The organism is Candidatus Zymogenus saltonus (assembly GCA_016929395.1).
GTDB classification, from domain to species: Bacteria; Desulfobacterota; Zymogenia; order Zymogenales; family Zymogenaceae; genus Zymogenus; species Zymogenus saltonus.
In genome coordinates this window covers 54,920-71,216 of sequence record JAFGIX010000010.1, presented here as the reverse complement: position 1 = coordinate 71,216, position 16,297 = coordinate 54,920, and the positions used below count along the sequence as shown (strand labels likewise).

Genomic DNA, 16,297 nt, shown 5'->3' with positions numbered 1-16,297 from the left:
GACCGATTCGGAGAGCTCGGTTGAGCTCAAGCTTGCAGACGGAAGCGTGATCAAGATCGGTGAGGAGAGCCACGTTATTATAAAGGAGTTCAGCCAGGTTGAGGTCACCAAGGTGAGCCGGAGCAAATTCGAGCTTATCAAGGGTAAGGTTCGGGCCGTTGTAAAGCCCCTCATTGGCAAGGAGTCGAGGTTTACCATAGAGTCGGATAACGTTACGCTCGGGGTTCGCAGCACCGATTTTGGCATGATCTTCGATCCCGATCTGGGAAACACGAACGTAATAAGCGTAGAGGGGTGCGTCTCGATTCTGGCGAAGAATTTTCCCAGCCTGGACGCCCTCGAGGTTTGTACTATGGAGGAGCTTCTGGTGTCCGGGAGCGACTCCCCAGGGAGCGTCAAGAAGGTCGATGTGGAGAAGTTGAAGGAGTTCTTGGAGGAGATGGGATTCAAGGGTGAAGAGGGGACTTCAGGTTCTGAGGAAATTTTGCCTCCCGAGATTACGTCGGCGATACTGAACAACCGGATAAATCTCGAGGACATGGAGGACGTCCTTACGCTGACCAAGAGCGACCTGGGCGTGGATGGCAAGATATCAATAGCGGGGACTGCCGAGGATGGAAAGTACGGCATAACGAAGGTGGAGGTGACCACGGACGGCGGGATGACCTGGTCTGCGGCCGGCGGAGCCGATCGCTGGACGTTTGCTTTCAAGCCGGAAGCGGATATGGAGTACGAGCTGATGATGAGGGCGACCAACGAGAAGGATGTGGTGTCCGATCCCGAGGACTTCGGCTCCTTCACGGTCAAATACACCGATGTGAGCTACGAAGAGATAGCCAAGGAGTTTATCGACAACTTTTTCAGGTACGTGAAGAGCTCTAATACAACCGGTTTGGGCGATCTTATATCGGACAGCTACGACGGAAAGGCGGCCAGTCTATTTACTAAGGACGAGCTGTTGGACGACAACCTGGAGGAGTTTTTCGACACGAATCAGGATTTTACGATAAGTTATTCGATAAATCAGGTGAGTTACGACGGGAAGAGCGTAATAGTCTCGACCTCATGGAACGCCTCTATAGGGGGTGTTTCCAGCAGCGGGACGACGAAGTGGTGGCTCTCCCAGTCGGATAATTACACCCTGATACACACCGAGGGGAAGTGGTTTACTGATGAGTATATGTACATCGGTACTCCGGAGCTGGTCGTAACACTGAGGTCTACCGGAATCCCCGCTTGTCCGGATGGTGTAAGAATCATGCTTGTTGCGCCGAAGGTCCCGGCCAGCCAGGATTCCGTAATTGTTGATATCGAAGTCTATTGTGACATCCCCAAGGAAGTCACTCTTACCCGATCCTTTTATGAAAAAGAGACGGGTAAGAAGGGAGGCTTTGGGGGAGATTTCTACGTCTATGACACAGGCAGTCCCACATGTACAGCTGTTCCGCCGCAGGTTGTTCCCTACGAGCCGTTTCTCTACTACGGGGGGGCGGATAAATCTCTCGGAGTGTCTTACTCCGATTATGGCTACAGTTTCTTTGAGACAATAATGATGCCGTAGGGGTAGGCTGAACCGTTTTTAGATTTTCCCCTATTATGACTGGGATGGATGTCTTTATTCCGACTGTGGATCGGAAAAATGAGGTGAATTAGTATTGGATTGTAAGGACGGGTATGGAATGTTTATTGTTCGGAGCTTTAACGCAACCCGGAAGCTCCCGACCAACTCAAGGTTGAATCGGATGAAAAAGGCGAGTATAAGGATTTCGTTGTTGGCCCTGATTGTATTCTTGGTGCCGCTTGCCAATAGACATATTGGCCTGGCGGTGGCGCAATCTCGGGATATCGATGAAGTAATCCTTGCGGAAGCCTTTTTAAAGCCGGAAAAAAAGATATATATCGGGGATAGGATAGAGATAAAGCTCATCTTAAAGAATGAGTCGGACAGGAATATGGAAATCGCGGGAATGTTGTCGATAGACGGTAAGGGCGTCCTCCAAAAAGAGATCATCATAAAAAAGGGGGAGGAGGGGGACCTCCTCTATTACTACGCTCTGGAAGATATAGGCAGACATGATATTTCCGTCCACATAAAAGATAACGGCGAAAAGGATCGGGGTGGATGGGGCTCGGCAAGGGAGATATGGAGCGGCGAAATAACAGCGGAGAAGAGGGAGATTGTCGGGGTCGATCTTAGAATCGTGGGGGGAATATCCGTCTACCCCCCTCTCCCGAAGCCTGACGAAGAAGTGGAGCTGACCGTAATTATAAAAAACGTAGGAAACGAGAACGCAAAGGATGTTGTGGTGATTTTTTACGTTGACGGGTCAAGCCTCGAGAGGGAGATCGTGGATATAGATGCAGGGGAGTCGGTTATTATCATGGTTGTCTGGGAGGCCGTGGACGGAGAGAAGTTGATTCGCGCGGTGGTTGACCCGAAAGGGGTTTTTGGGGATTATCATTTCAACAATGTAAGGGAAAAATGGGTAACTGTAAGGTAGTATTTTAAGATTATTGGCTTTTTTGGGGTGAAAAATTAAACACGATTTTTTAATATTTTCCTTGATATTCAATCTAAAGGGTGATATAAAAGTTGGAATTTAGTTTTTTCGACGGGGGGTTGGCGGATATGGGGGTTGGCGGAGATGGGGGTCGGCGGAGATGGGGGTCGGCGGGCATGATGTGGAGTGAGATTATTGTGTAGTGCATTACTAATTTAGATTAGTGATATGGCAAATCAGGATATTTGTTATTTTTTCTATTGGCTTCGGATTTTGAATAGAGTTCTGTCTAACTTTATAATCTTCGGCTAATTAGAAAGAAAAATTTGAAAGAGTCAAAGACAATGAAGGAGAAATTTATGAAAAGGATAAGCGTTTTAGCGAGCCTTTTAGTGACATTTTTTGTGCTCATCGCTTTTACCGTTCCGGTTAACGCCGCGGACGTAAAAATCGGGGTCATCAATGTTCCAAAGGTAATAGCACTTTCGGAGCCGGGCAAGAGGGCCGAAAAGGAGCTTACCGATAAGCTCAAGAGCGTTAAAGCAAATCTTGATAAGGAGCTCGCCTCCTACGAAAGCATGAAGAAAGAATTTGAAAAAGATGCTCTCACGCTTTCTGATAACGTTCGGGCGGAAAAGGCGAGAAAGATACAGGACAAGGAGCTTAAGGTAAAGAGAATGCTCCAAGACTATGACCTCGAGTTTAAGAAGTTGAGACAGGAGCTTTTTAAGAAGATACTGCTCGATATAAATGCGATCGTCATTCAGATGGGGAAGGATGAAGGATACACCCTTATACTCGACAGCTCCACGGTCCTTTACTTCCCGGACAGCATTGACCTGACAAATAAAGTAATAAAAGAGCTTAACAAGAAATAGGATTGGTGATTCAACAAGGGGGGTTGTCCTAAAAGACGAAAAACGGCGGGATTCTGGTATCGAAGGTGTTAAAAGAGGGGGATGGAAAAGAGGGGTTGTGAAAGTAGTGGCAGTTAAACAGTTTTCCATGAATTTGCGAATTCTCTGTTTGCACAATGGGACAAATCCCGCTCGTTCAATTTAGAAATATGAAAAAAAACAGTTTTTGACAATTTACCAACAAATGCTGCCTGTTTCCAAAGGAAGAAGTAGCTTGAAGTTGGATTTTAAAGGTCATTTGATGAAAAGAGTAAGTATCATAGTCACAGCCTTGGTTTTATCGTCCTTTGCTGTCTCAGCCGTGGCCGCGGATGTTAAAATAGGTGTGGTTAACTTCGAGCTGGTTATGCAGGGTTATAAAGAGGGACAAAGGGTAACTAAGGAGTTGGACGCCAGGTTGGAGAAAGCCATTACTGAGGTAAAGAAGAAAAAGGAACAGCTAAAGAGCATGAAGGAGTCTCTTGAAAGGGATGCGGGCAAACTGTCGTTGGCGGAGCTCAAAGAGAGACAGAGGAAGCTGGACGATATGAACCTGGAATATACGAGAATGGCTCAGGATCACTTGCGCGAGCTGCAGGAAAAGGAGACGGAACTGAACAGGAAGATCACAATAGATATTGCAAGGATGGTGAGTGTAGTGGCCAAGGAGGAGGGATATACAGTCATTCTTGTAAATCCGACTTCCGGGATCCTCTATGCCCCTAATACTATAGACTTGACCGACAAGGTGATAAAAAAGCTGAACAGTCAATAGCAGATTGTGGTAATCCTAAAAGAGGGGCAAATAGAGCTTTAGCGGAGCTTATTTGCTCTTCTTATTTCCATACTTATGTTTTAACGAAAACAGCTTGAAAATAAAATTGAGGCCCGTTTTTAAGCGGGCCTTTTTTTGTGAAAAATTGAACAGCTTGAATATGGAGGCCGAATTTACAGTAACGATAGATTGCCCTGTCCGCATTTTATCTGTTTTTTAAATAAAAAACCGATTTTCAGGACTGTGTAAATGAAAACCGTTTCTTTGCTGCCGTTTTTATTCTAAAAAAATCAGCTGTCGGTTCTATGAAGATCGCCTTCCCCCTTGGCAAAAAGACCGATAATCCCCAGGTTGAACATGATACCGATGGCGAATCCGGAGACGGCGCCGGTTACAATCCTGACCAAGTTTCCGGGATCGAATCCGGAAACGGATTCGAATAACGCCTCCGCCCCCGTAAACATCGAAAAGCCGATGATTAATGCCAGTATCCAAAAATTTTCGCTCCTCCCTGCTTTTAAAACGAAGTTCAAACCGAATCCGAGAAAAATGAACATATATATGCCTATACAACGGCAGCACAGGGGAAGCTCGTAACCAAAGAGGATGCTCCGCTCATAAATATGATGACAGATTGGGAGTGAATGAACCAATTCCCAGAGCTCTCCGTGAAATGACGGCATTAGTTCCAACTTTGATTCCAAAAAGCTGTTAAACAATATCGGCTCTTTGCCTTTGTGATTAAGGCTTAAGCTTAAAGTACGAAATAGAATATCACAATTTGTCTCGGATTAAAAGGAAAGGCACCGGCAGGCGAAGGTATTTGATTCAGCGAGGTTGATATTTCCCCCTTTCGGCCGTCTACAACGGCAATATTTTGACAGACGGGAGTCGATATCCCTTATAAAACAGATAATTCTAAAAGGTTTAAAGATTCTGTTATCAAGAAGGCTTTGAATTTGGAAGAGATATCGAGATCCCTTATAAAATAGAGAGCTCTAAAAGGGATAGGGATTAAGAATGTCGGTGATATCGTTAAAGAGGTTCCAGGGCTCCCTGTTGTTGTCCGTTACCATCCAGACGTCGGTGATAAAATCGTTGTCGATATCCGCGGAGCAGGTGGCGGTGAAATGCGTGCTTTCTCCGGAGATATTGAGGTACCAGTTTTTATAATATTTGGGATCGCTTACGGGAGTGAAGTTTATTTCGTTGTAATCACTGGAGAATCTGTTAGCTTCAGCGAAATATGCCACTTCGGCCTCAAATACTCCGGCGAGGAGTATCCTTGCCTCCGATTGTTTCGATTTCATCTGGAAGCGTAAAAAATTCGGAATAGCGATGGAAGCGAGAATGGCTATGATTGCCACAACGATCATTAGCTCAATTAGCGTAAATCCTCGGATTTTTTTCTTTGATTTATATTTCATTTGGGAGTCGAAAAATATTGGTTGAATCACGTATTGTATATAATAAAGTGCAAACTCCATGCCACAACGGAAATATCTCAGAATATTATCTTGAAGGTATAAAGTATTGTTTTCACACTATTTTTCTAAGAACATATTGGAGGCAAATTATGTTATCGCATCCGTTATCCTGAATATTTGAAAAAACGCAAATTTTGTTTGCAATATCGCAAACAGATTGGCTTATCTAATTATACATAAAACTGATTATGTTTTTTTATTTGAGCATTTTTTTAAAAACGTTTAAAAAATCCTTGACATCTTGTTTTTTTTTATATATTTTACTAAAATAACTTACATAAGAAGAGTCTTGCGATGGATTGCTATACGAGGATTTTTTTTGAAATGAAAGGCTGGGCGTGGCGCAGCTACATAGGAGGTTTGTTGCGTCCACCGCTTTAGTATCTAAAGTTGTGTATTGTAGGCCGTGGACGGGCAGAACCGTTCACGGCCTTTTTATATCGTAAGGAAAGGCCGTGATATTGTAATTCACGGCCTTTTTTTGTAGGTTTCTATTGACCCAATAACATTGAAAGGGGGTGATCGCCCTATGGGGCGTGTTTGGTGCTGAATCTAAGACATTGATTGAAATTTATTCAAACTTTTGTTGTTTAATAGAGTATCAATAAAATTTATGAGGAGAGAAATGAAAGACAGGAAAGTTATCTTAAGCAAGGCCGAAATGCCGAAAAAATGGTACAACATCGTTGCGGACATGCCGGTGCCGATGAAACCGACCATCAGCCCCAGGACGCTGAAGCCTGCGACGCCTGACGACTTCATACCGATTTTTCCGATGGGGATAATCGAACAGGAAGTGAGCGAAAAAGAATTCATCGATATCCCAGAAGAGGTAATGGAGGCGTTGTCCATCTGGAGGCCGACGCCCCTTGTGCGCGCCCTTAATCTCGAAAAGTATCTCGACACTCCGGCCAAGATCTACTACAAGAACGAGAGCGTATCCCCGCCGGGGTCCCACAAGCCGAACACGGCGGTGGCACAGGCATATTACAACAAGAAGGAGGGGATAAAAAAGATATCGACGGAAACGGGAGCGGGTCAATGGGGAAGCGCCCTCTCCTTTGCCGGCGCCCTCTTCGGCATCGATATCGTCGTGTATATGGTGAAAATATCCTTCGAGCAGAAACCTTACCGCAAGTCGATGATCGAGACCTGGGGTGGAACTATATATTCAAGCCCCACCGACAGGACGGAGAGCGGAAGGGCCATCAGAAAGCAGCATCCCAATACGAACGGCACCCTCGGTATCGCCATATCCGAGGCGGTGGAGCACGCCGCAACGAGCGACGACACGAACTACTCCATCGGGAGCGTCTTGAACCACGTCTGCATGCATCAGACAGTTGTGGGCGAGGAGGCGCTTTTGCAGATGAAAAAGACCGGCGACTATCCGGACGTGGTGATAGGGTGCATCGGCGGCGGCAGCAACTTTGCGGGGCTCTCTTACCCGTTTATGAGGGAAAAGATAAGGGACGGCAAGAAGACCAGGATTGTAGGGGTGGAGCCGTTCTCCTGTCCGACCCTCACGAAGGGCCTTTACGCCTTCGACTACGGCGATACGGCGATGGTCGCTCCAATCCTCTTCATGCACACCCTGGGACACACCTTCGAGCCTCCCGGAATTCACGCCGGCGGCCTGAGGTATCACGGAATGGCGCCCACGATGTGCCTCCTTTACGACCAGAAGTTAATGGACGCCGTGGCCTATCATCAGAACGCCTGTTTCGAGGCGGCTGTTACCTTTGCAAGGACCGAGGGGATCATCCCGGCGCCGGAGACCTCCCACGCCATAAGGGCGGCCATTGACGAGGCCCTGGAGGCCAAGAAAGAGGGGAAGGAGAGGGTCATCCTCTTTAACTTCTCCGGACACGGCCATTTCGACATGGCGGCGTACGATAAGTACTTCTCAAAGGACCTGGAGGATTACGAGTATCCTTCCGAAAAGATCGAGGCGGCTTTAAAGGATCTTCCGAAGATCGAACTGTAATCGCAAAAGTAAAGCCCATTCATTTGTGAATGGGCCTTTAGGATTGTAGTAAAGCCGCGGGGCTTAAGGCCCCGCGGCTTTATTTTTCAAAATAAAAAGGCAAATTGCTGTTTAATTTCCCAAATTACTGTGCTATTATATGTGTGTTTGCTGCTTTAAAAAGGGTATTCAATGTATCACACCTTCCTGTTCCAAGGTGTGTTTGTTTGGGTGGGTAAGTGGTTAAATTCGGCATAAAAGACCTTGATGCATTGATTTTTCGCGAGTTTTCCAAGCTCACTAAGGAGAACATGGATATCGGTCTCCTGATAGAGAATGTCGTCGAGAGGGTTCTTGAAAAGGTCGGCGGCAACAGATATTCTATGTACAAAATCAGTAACAACACCTGCGAAAGGGTATCCGCCTCTCGTCTGATTAAAGACGGAATGGAAGACTTGGAGGAAAACGGCTTTGTGGACGGGGAAGTGGTTTACAAGCTGATTGAAGAGGGCAAGTCGAGTTTTGAGGACTACGGAAAGATTGCGTATATACCGGTGATTAATCATGGTGAGACAATAGGTTTTTTTAAAATCGCAAATGAAAATAATTCCCAGGTGTTTTCATACGATAAGATAGTCTTTTTCGAGATGATGGCGCAAAAGCTCTCCCCGTTCTTTGAAAACATGAGACTCATAAAGGAGAAAGAGAGGGGAATAGGTAAAATCTCCGAGCTGATGGAGATATCGAGAATACTAAATCTGTCACTGGAGCCGAAGATCGTCAGGCAAAAAACGATTGAAGCCGTAACAAGACTCTTGGATTGCGAAACCGCATCCCTCCTCCTCGTCGATGAGGAAAAGGGCGAGCTCTACTTCGAGGTTGCGCTTGGCGAAAAGGGGGACATGGTCAAGGAGATTCGTCTTAAGATGGGAGAGGGGATTGCGGGTTGGGTGGCGGAGAATAACGAGGCGGTGTTGTTAAATGACGTTAAAAGCGACAAGAGGCACTCACACCGGGCGGATGCAAAATCGACTTTTGTTACGAGGAATATGGTTTGTGCGCCGATGGTGATCAACGAAAAGGTGATAGGGGTCCTGCAGGCCATTAATAGGCTGGAGAAGAAGGAATTTGTAACATATGACCTGGATCTTTTGAAATCCTTGTCCCATCAGGTTGCAATAGCGGTGGACAATGCAAGGCTTCACGACGATTTGAGAGAAACGTTCTACCAGACGGCGGAGGCCCTGGCGGATGCCATCGAAAAAAGGGATCCTTACACGGGAAATCATACGATAAGGGTCATGAGGTACTCGATGGTTTTGGCGGAGTATTTTAATCTCTCTTACGATGAAAGGGAGAGCCTGAGGCTCGCCTCGATACTCCATGACGTCGGAAAGATCGGAATCGAGGATTCGATCTTAAGGAAAGATTCCCCATTGAGCGAACAGGAGTATGAGAAGATTAAGAGTCATCCGAACGTTGGAGGAGAGATACTGAGACATATCAAGAGGCTCGAAAAGGTTCTGCCCGCTATAAAGTACCACCACGAGAGAATCGACGGTGATGGATATCCAGAAGGCCTGAAAAACGAGGAAATCCCGTTTTTGGCGAAGATCATAGCCGTTGCGGACACCTTCGACGCCATGACGACCGATCGCCCTTACAGGGCGGCCCTAAGCGACCGAGAGGCAATCGACGAGCTGAAAAAACAGGCCGGCACCCAGCTGGACTCGGAAGTTGTCAAGGCCTTCATCGTGTCGTATGAAAACGGCAGAATCAAAAAAACAGGGGATGGACCGTTAGAATAATCATTTGACTTTATTACTTTTTTTATGTAAATTAGATATACTAACTTGGAGGGATCAATATGACGGAACAAGACCTATTGCTGCAAAAGTTCGGACGCGAATTTATAAAGGGGACTATCCTCTTTAAAGAGGGCGATACTCAAAGCAAAGAGATGTATGTTATCCACAAGGGTAAGGTAAAAATATCGAAAAATATAGGTGACAAGGAGACGGTTCTGGCCAACTTCGGGCCTGGGGAGTTTTTCGGTGAGATGGCAACGCTCAGCAACATGCCCAGGTCCGCAACGGCCGAGGTCATCGAGGACAGCTTGATGTTGGTTATCGATCCCAAGACTTTTGAGACGATGATAAAGAACAATAACGAGGTTGCGCTCAGAATGATTAAAAAGCTCGCGGATCGCCTGCAGGAGACCGACAAGAGGATAGAGATATTGATGATAAAGGACTCCAACAGCAGGGTGATTCACACCCTGGAGAGACTAATTGAGTTGGAAGGGGTGGAGAAGAACAACGGCTTTGTTGTCAATATTACCCTGAACGAGTTGTACGACAAGGCCGGAGTAAATGTTGAACATGCCGCCGAAATAATAGAGAAGCTGCAAAAAGCAAAAATTATTGAGATATCGGATAAAGAGATATTTGTGGCAAGCAAAGATAAACTCAAACAGTTTCTGGAATTTCTCATATTGAGAGAGCAATTCGGCGACCTGGATTGATGCCTATGAAGATTCAAGTCTTAGGATGTAACGGCGGCATTATTCCAGGAACAAGGCCTCCATCTTTCTTGATCAACGAAGAGATACTTATTGATGCCGGCCACGTTACAGGCCAGTTGACTGTCGATCAGCAGGATAAAGTTAGACAGGTTTTTATAACACATTTTCACCTCGACCACACCAAAGACCTTGCGTTCTTGTCGGACAACGCCTACGAGAGACAAGGTCTGCCTATAACTGTTTACGGCTCTAAAGCGACGATCTCGGACTTTAAAGAGCATTTTTTCAACGACCATACCTGGCCCGACTTCACTAAAATCAAATCAGGGAAAGATCCAGTGGTCAACCTGCAGGAGTTGATACCCAACGTGGATCGTAAAGCGGGCAAGACATCTGAAGTAGCCGTAAGGCCTTTTCCCGTCAATCACTCAATAGATGCGTTTGGATACCTCGTTATTGAAGGGGGGTCGTCCGTAATATTTTCGGGTGATACGGGGCCCGTGGATAAGCTCTGGGAGATTGCCAACAACGAGGCGCTGAATTTTAACAGGTTGAAGGCGATTTTTATTGAGACCTCTTTTCCCAGCAGCCTGCAAAGAGTTGCGGATGTGAGTTTTCATCTTACGCCCTATACTCTGAAAAAAGAGCTGGAAAAATTCAAAACCGGGGGTATCCCGGTATATCTCTACCACCTGAAGCCGAGGTACTATAAGATCATCAAGGGGGAGATTGAGGCAATGAATAACGATGACATATCAATCCTCGAAAACGATCAGGTGTTTATATTTTAAGGACCAATCTTGGGAATCAGAAAGGATAAGGCTTCAAGCGTAAAGCTCGATGAGGCGGCGGACTGGGTGAAGTGCCCGGGCTGTTCCAATACCCTCTTTTCGAGAGAGATCGAAAGAAATCTATCGGTCTGCACCTCATGCGGGTATCACTTCAGGATCGGCGCCAGAAAGCGGATAGAAACCGTTACGGACAGGGATAGCTTAAAAGAGCTTTTTTCCGACCTCAAGCCCGGGGATCCCCTCGGTTTCGTCGATGAAAGACCGTATCCTGATAGGATTAAAAACGCCCGGGAAAAAACTGGGGAGTCGGAGGCCGTTGTCACGGGCAGCGCCAAGATCTCCGGCATCGACGTCGTAATCTCGGTCATGGATTTCGACTTCATGGGCGGCAGCATGGGAAGCGTGGTGGGAGAGAAGGTGACGCTCGCAGCAGAGAAGGCGGCCAAAGAAAAAATTCCCCTTGTCTCCTTTGTTGCCTCCGGCGGCGCACGGATGCAGGAGGGTTTGATCTCGCTTATGCAGATGGCAAAGACGACCGGCGCCGTATCGCGGCTGAAGGATTCAGGGGCGCCTTACATATCCATCCTTACAAATCCAACCACGGGCGGCGTCGCCGCGAGCTTTGGGATGTTGGGAGATATCAACATAGCGGAGCCCGGTGCCGTCATCGGCTTTGCCGGACGCAGGGTGATCGAGCAGACGATAAACCAGAAGCCCCCCGATAATTTTCAGAAGGCGGAAGAGCTTCTGAAGCACGGGATGATAGACATGATAGTAGAGCGAAAGTCTATGAAGAATACCATATTCCATCTGCTTGAGTTCTTTACGGAAAGGACCAAAAAATAGCTCCCCCTTTTGACTTGCCCCCCTCCCCCCATCCAACTATAATATAATGATGATAAGACGGCTGTGAGTGAAGATACGCCCTTGCCGAAAATTACCGGACCTAAAAAAATTCTTTTCTTAAATATAGTAATGTGATAATAGACACTTTCTCTAAAGGGAAAAACCATATATCTGAAACGTAAATATGACCGGTTTGTGATGAAGGGGGATATGGACGAGAGGAAGATCGATAAAGAATTTGCCTATCTGGAAAGCCTGAACGCCAGGGGGATAAGGACCGACCTTACGGTTATGGAGCGGGCGCTCGCCCTTATGGGCGATCCCCACGAGGCGCTGAATAAAATCGTTGTGGGGGGGACCAACGGCAAGGGGTCGGTGGTGTCTTTTATCGGATCGGCCCTTGCCGCGGCTGGATACAAGCCCGGGCTCTACTACTCCCCCCACATCGTCGATTTCAGGGAGAGGATAATCGTGGGAAGCGAGATGATAACGGTATCCGAAGCCGCCTCCCTGATAAATAGGGTCAGGGAGATCGTGGATACCCCTCTCAAGCCCACCTACTTCGAGTTCATAACGCTCATGGCCTTCGTTCACTTCAAGGATGTCGGGGTGAATCCGGCCGTAATGGAGGTGGGGCTGGGGGGGCGCTTTGACGCCGTGAACGTGGGGATGCCGGCCGTCTCCGTCATCACCAACGTCTCCCTCGATCACACCCAGTACCTCGGCAGGACACCGGAGGAGATCGCCCTTGAAAAGGTCCAAATTCTGCCGGAGGGGGGCATGCTCATCGTAGGCAGGGTCGACGATTCCGTGAGGTCGCTCCTCAAGGGCGAGGCGGAGGAGCGCGGCGCCGCGTCCTATTTCCTGGGCGAGGATTTCAGCTACGATCTGGACGAGGCGGGCGACGCCGTCTACCGCGGGATCGAGTTCACCCTCTCTGATATATCCATAGGCCTTCCCGGGGCGCACCAGGCTCAGAACGTGGCCGTCGCCCTGGCGGTCCTCGAGGTCTTAAGGGAGATGGGATACAAAGTTCCCGGGGGCGCGATGAAGGAGGGCGTGGGAAACATCTACCTCCCCGGGAGGATGGAGGTGATCGCCAGGAGTCCCGAGGTGATCGTGGATGTCGCCCACAACGTGGATGCCGCCATGGCACTTGTCGAGCACCTGACGACGCTACCCGTTAAGAAGACCGCCTTCGTGGTCGGGATGATGAGAGACAAGGATATAAAGGGCTTCCTCAAGATCCTCGACCTCGAGGGGGAGGGGATTTTCCTGACGGGGCTTAACGTCCCCAGGGCGGCGGGCGTCGATGAAATGGCAAGGGATGCCTCTTGCCTCAAGACGCCCGTCAGGTTATTCGACAATATGACCGAGGCGCTCTCCGCCGCAAGAGACTTTGCGGGGGAAGGGGGACGCGTCGTCGTTACCGGCTCCTTTTACACCGTGGAGGCGGCTGTGAGGGAGTTGGGGGGATTATGATCGGTTAGGCATTATGCTTCAGGGGGTGGCAAGGGTTGTCATTGGGAGGAGGATTTTCTCAAAAATTCTACGAAGCAATCTTGTATTGTTAATAAAGAAGGCAGGTATATAAACTTCTATTCCAGCATCTCCTTCACGACTATCTTCAGATCGTCCAGCTTGTTCTCCACAACGTCCCAGACAATTTCAAGGTTTACGCCGAAATATGCGTGAATGAGGATATTTCGAAGGTCGACTATTTTTTGTTAAGGGATGGATTTTATCTTCTCCTTTGTTTCGATCGGGAGGTTTTTTACCGCCTCGCCGATGATCTCAAGATTTCTGATAACGGCGTCGATTGTTTTACGATCCTCGGAGAAGGCGTCATAGTCCATACCTTCAACGTACGATTCGATCCGATCGATCGCATCGATGATGTCATCGAGATAGACCTTATAGTCCCTCGGCATAGATGACCTCTTTTAGGATTTTCGGTCTGAGCCGCGGCTTCAGGTTGTCTTCGATTACGAGGTCGACGTCGCGGTTGAATAGCGTTTCGAGAAAGACCTTGAGATCCATGTAGTTGTCCAGCGTGTTCTTCTCAAATTCCACCAGGATGTCGATGTCGCTCAGGCTCTCTTCCCCGCCCTCGGCGTATGACCCGAAAAGCCCGATCTTCCTGACGCCGAACTTCTCTCTTATCTCCCCGGCCGAGCCGGACAGGGCCTTGATGATCGAATCTCTGGACAGATGCATATTTTTTCCCTTAAAGGATTTTCTTAGAGATTTTAACTCAATTTGGATAAAAAATCAACTATGGTTTTGAGGCGCGGGGGGCGGGGAGGGTGGGGTGACGGTGGCGGTAAAGCCTGTTCATTGCGGGGAGAGATAGACAAGGGGCTAATCTGGGATGGGACAAGGGGCTTAAGCCCCTTGTCTTGTCTGTCCCCTTGTCTGTCTATCAAACACGGACGAAGCAATCGGGAGAGTACGTTGCAAGGAACAACCCGATTGCCGCGCCTGCCTTCGGCAAGTTCGCAATGACGGTGTTTGGTAAAATGGGAAGGTCGCAAAGCCTGTCATTGCGAGGAGCGAGCCTGCGAAGCGACGAAGCAATCGGGTGAGCACATGTAGGATAGAGCAGTATTATAATTTGGTGGAAGGAACAACCCGATTGCCGCGCCCGCCTGCGGCGGGCTCGCAATGACGGTGTTTGGTAAAATGGGAAGGTCGCAAAGCCCGTCATTGCGAGGAGCGAGTCTGCGAAGCGACGAAGCAATCGGGTGAATATATAGAGGGGAAGGGAAACTGTCAATTTAACTTGTGACTAATGCTATTCAATTTTCTTTATTATTAAGAATGTTAATTCTAATTCCATCTTCATACATTCTTTCTTCATCTTTAGACCATTTACCAGTGAGAATAATCTGAACTTTATGATTAATACTTTTAGGAATATTTGATGCAGAAATTCTCAATTCTATAATATATTTACCAGCTGGTTGTAAATTTTTTTTACTATAAGGTTTAACAAAAGTCTCAAATCCTATAATAGTATTCTCAGGGTCTATTCCATCCCAAGTTCTGTCTTCATCAAGAGCATGTCTCATTTTTGGATCTACTACTCTTAATAATGTGAAATATCTGTAACTATCTGGTGAAATATGTGGATAAATTGGACTATCAAAAAAATATGTCCAGAAAAGATTAATTGGAATAAAATCAGGGACTATTTTTTCTTTCCCATCGGGAAGTATCTTATACAATTTATTTGCTAAAACTTCTACATTTTCTGCTTTTGTTTTTCCTGAATTGTGAACTTTAATTCTCGCATAATATGTATCAGCCCATATTGATGGATTATTCACTCTCCTTAGTATAGTTTTATGATAATCTGGAGGAAAAGGCTCAAAAGATATGCTCAATTCTGGTTTTCTAAAAAAAGAAATAATTTCGTCTTTAAAAGCTGTAATGATAGCAACTAAAGCAAGTATAAATGTAGAAATTGCTGATAAAGCAATCCACGTTGAACACATAAAAAACACCTATTTTATTTGATAATATTATAAATATCATAAATTTTATTGTCAAGTTTTAAAATCCTTTTATATCATATTATTCTAACAAAACTATTAACGATAAAACTGTCAACATCATTATACGTCACATTTTTAACACTGAAAAACAGACCCCCACCCCCCCCAAACAGCTCCCCAAAACCACCGGCCTTTAGTATCATAGCACGTAAAGTAAAAAAGCCGAGAAGAAGGGGAAACGTCCTCCTCGGCTTCACAGGCAAAATGCACCTATTTAAGTTTTTTTACTTCCTTCCCACCACGCACAGCCATCTACCTTTTTTGTGCTTGTCGATCTCTATATTTGAAAACCCCGCTTGCTCCAAAAAGCCTTTTATCTCCTCACCTGTGTAAATGTTTATTTCCAGCTTTTTTATTATTCTTTCAAGTCCTTCGGGGCCCTGCGCCTCGTTGCAGACTATGAACACGCCGTTCTTTTTAAGCACGCGGGCCGCCTCTTTGAAGCTGTCCGCGATGTTCGGCCAGAAATAAATCGACTCGAACGCCGTGACGCCGTCGAAGGTTTTATCCTTGTATGGGATCGCCTCCACGCTCGCCTCCTTTACCTCGACCTTGCCTGCTGTTACCGCCGCCCGGTTGAAGGAGAGAGACTTCTCCACGCTTGCGGGCGAATAGTCTATGCCGCAGACCTTCGCCTTAGGGGCGAGCTTCAGGAGGTTTGCAAGGTTCTTGCCCCCGCCGCACCCGATATCCAAAAGCCTCTCGCTGCCGCCGAGGTCGACGTGCGAGAGTGCCCAGATCGCCATAGGATTGTGCCCGAGGTTCATCCCCCACAGCATTAATCTACCGCCGATGGTTTTTGTGGGCTTCCTTGCATTATCGAGCAATTTGTTTGCCATTTTTACCCCTTTCTTTTTCCCAATAAAAAGTCCGTTTCAAGCATTCTGCGAATTCTATAATTAACGATAGAACCTGTCAACATCATTATCGGTTTTTTTCACGCTTAAAAATAGA

At 47.0% G+C, this 16,297-nt stretch carries 15 protein-coding genes and 1 pseudogene; 10 read left to right on the top strand and 6 right to left on the bottom strand.

What is annotated here, in order from left to right:
* From JW984_02500 to JW984_02485, 4 genes are all read left to right on the top strand, one after another.
* Nucleotides 1-1,561 (top strand): FecR domain-containing protein (locus tag JW984_02500; GenBank protein ID MBN1572046.1); only part of this gene is annotated, 1,561 nt, incomplete at its 5' end.
* Between the two features lie 181 nt (nt 1,562-1,742).
* A complete protein-coding gene (locus tag JW984_02495; GenBank protein ID MBN1572045.1) occupies nt 1,743-2,501 on the top strand; it encodes a hypothetical protein in 759 nt (252 codons plus the stop codon).
* 359 nt (nt 2,502-2,860) lie between these two features.
* Nucleotides 2,861-3,379 (top strand): OmpH family outer membrane protein, encoded by a 519-nt coding sequence (locus tag JW984_02490; GenBank protein MBN1572044.1) that lies wholly within the window; start codon nt 2,861-2,863, stop codon nt 3,377-3,379.
* A 280-nt stretch (nt 3,380-3,659) separates the two neighbouring features.
* On the top strand, nt 3,660-4,172 hold the full coding sequence (locus tag JW984_02485; GenBank protein MBN1572043.1) for an OmpH family outer membrane protein: 513 nt from the start codon (nt 3,660-3,662) through the stop codon (nt 4,170-4,172).
* A gap of 290 nt (nt 4,173-4,462) precedes the next feature.
* Here JW984_02485 and JW984_02480 read toward each other — a convergent pair whose 3' ends face one another.
* Both JW984_02480 and JW984_02475 read right to left on the bottom strand, forming a co-directional pair.
* Nucleotides 4,463-4,825 (bottom strand): DUF2085 domain-containing protein, encoded by a 363-nt coding sequence (locus JW984_02480; protein ID MBN1572042.1) that lies wholly within the window; start codon nt 4,823-4,825, stop codon nt 4,463-4,465.
* 345 nt (nt 4,826-5,170) lie between these two features.
* Nucleotides 5,171-5,599: a prepilin-type N-terminal cleavage/methylation domain-containing protein gene (locus JW984_02475; GenBank protein ID MBN1572041.1), complete on the bottom strand. Its 429-nt coding sequence runs from the start codon at nt 5,597-5,599 to the stop codon at nt 5,171-5,173.
* A gap of 685 nt (nt 5,600-6,284) precedes the next feature.
* Here JW984_02475 and JW984_02470 point away from each other — a divergent pair.
* From JW984_02470 to JW984_02445, 6 genes are all read left to right on the top strand, one after another.
* Complete coding sequence (locus JW984_02470) at nt 6,285-7,646, top strand: TrpB-like pyridoxal phosphate-dependent enzyme (GenBank protein MBN1572040.1); 1,362 nt, start codon at nt 6,285-6,287, stop codon at nt 7,644-7,646.
* A 662-nt stretch (nt 7,647-8,308) separates the two neighbouring features.
* A complete protein-coding gene (locus JW984_02465; protein MBN1572039.1) occupies nt 8,309-9,433 on the top strand; it encodes an HD domain-containing protein in 1,125 nt (374 codons plus the stop codon).
* A 59-nt stretch (nt 9,434-9,492) separates the two neighbouring features.
* On the top strand, nt 9,493-10,149 hold the full coding sequence (locus tag JW984_02460; GenBank protein MBN1572038.1) for a Crp/Fnr family transcriptional regulator: 657 nt from the start codon (nt 9,493-9,495) through the stop codon (nt 10,147-10,149).
* A gap of 5 nt (nt 10,150-10,154) precedes the next feature.
* Nucleotides 10,155-10,940: a 3',5'-cyclic-nucleotide phosphodiesterase gene (locus tag JW984_02455; protein MBN1572037.1), complete on the top strand. Its 786-nt coding sequence runs from the start codon at nt 10,155-10,157 to the stop codon at nt 10,938-10,940.
* A gap of 15 nt (nt 10,941-10,955) precedes the next feature.
* Nucleotides 10,956-11,786 (top strand): acetyl-CoA carboxylase carboxyltransferase subunit beta, encoded by an 831-nt coding sequence (locus JW984_02450; protein MBN1572036.1) that lies wholly within the window; start codon nt 10,956-10,958, stop codon nt 11,784-11,786.
* Nucleotides 11,787-11,996: 210 nt separating this feature from the next.
* Complete coding sequence (locus tag JW984_02445; GenBank protein MBN1572035.1) at nt 11,997-13,268, top strand: bifunctional folylpolyglutamate synthase/dihydrofolate synthase; 1,272 nt, start codon at nt 11,997-11,999, stop codon at nt 13,266-13,268.
* Nucleotides 13,269-13,384: 116 nt separating this feature from the next.
* Here JW984_02445 and JW984_02440 read toward each other — a convergent pair.
* From JW984_02440 to JW984_02425, 4 genes and pseudogenes are all read right to left on the bottom strand, one after another.
* Nucleotides 13,385-13,717, bottom strand: a pseudogene (locus JW984_02440) (DUF86 domain-containing protein).
* Nucleotides 13,701-14,003: a nucleotidyltransferase family protein gene (locus JW984_02435; protein ID MBN1572034.1), complete on the bottom strand. Its 303-nt coding sequence runs from the start codon at nt 14,001-14,003 to the stop codon at nt 13,701-13,703. The pseudogene JW984_02440 and the gene JW984_02435 overlap by 17 nt, the downstream one beginning before the upstream one ends.
* Before the next feature lie 581 nt (nt 14,004-14,584).
* Nucleotides 14,585-15,283 carry a hypothetical protein gene (locus JW984_02430; GenBank protein MBN1572033.1) on the bottom strand — a complete coding sequence of 233 codons (699 nt, stop codon included), beginning with the start codon at nt 15,281-15,283 and terminating at the stop codon, nt 14,585-14,587.
* Nucleotides 15,284-15,567: 284 nt separating this feature from the next.
* Nucleotides 15,568-16,182 carry a class I SAM-dependent methyltransferase gene (locus tag JW984_02425; protein ID MBN1572032.1) on the bottom strand — a complete coding sequence of 205 codons (615 nt, stop codon included), beginning with the start codon at nt 16,180-16,182 and terminating at the stop codon, nt 15,568-15,570.
* Between the last annotated feature and the right edge of the window lie 115 nt (nt 16,183-16,297).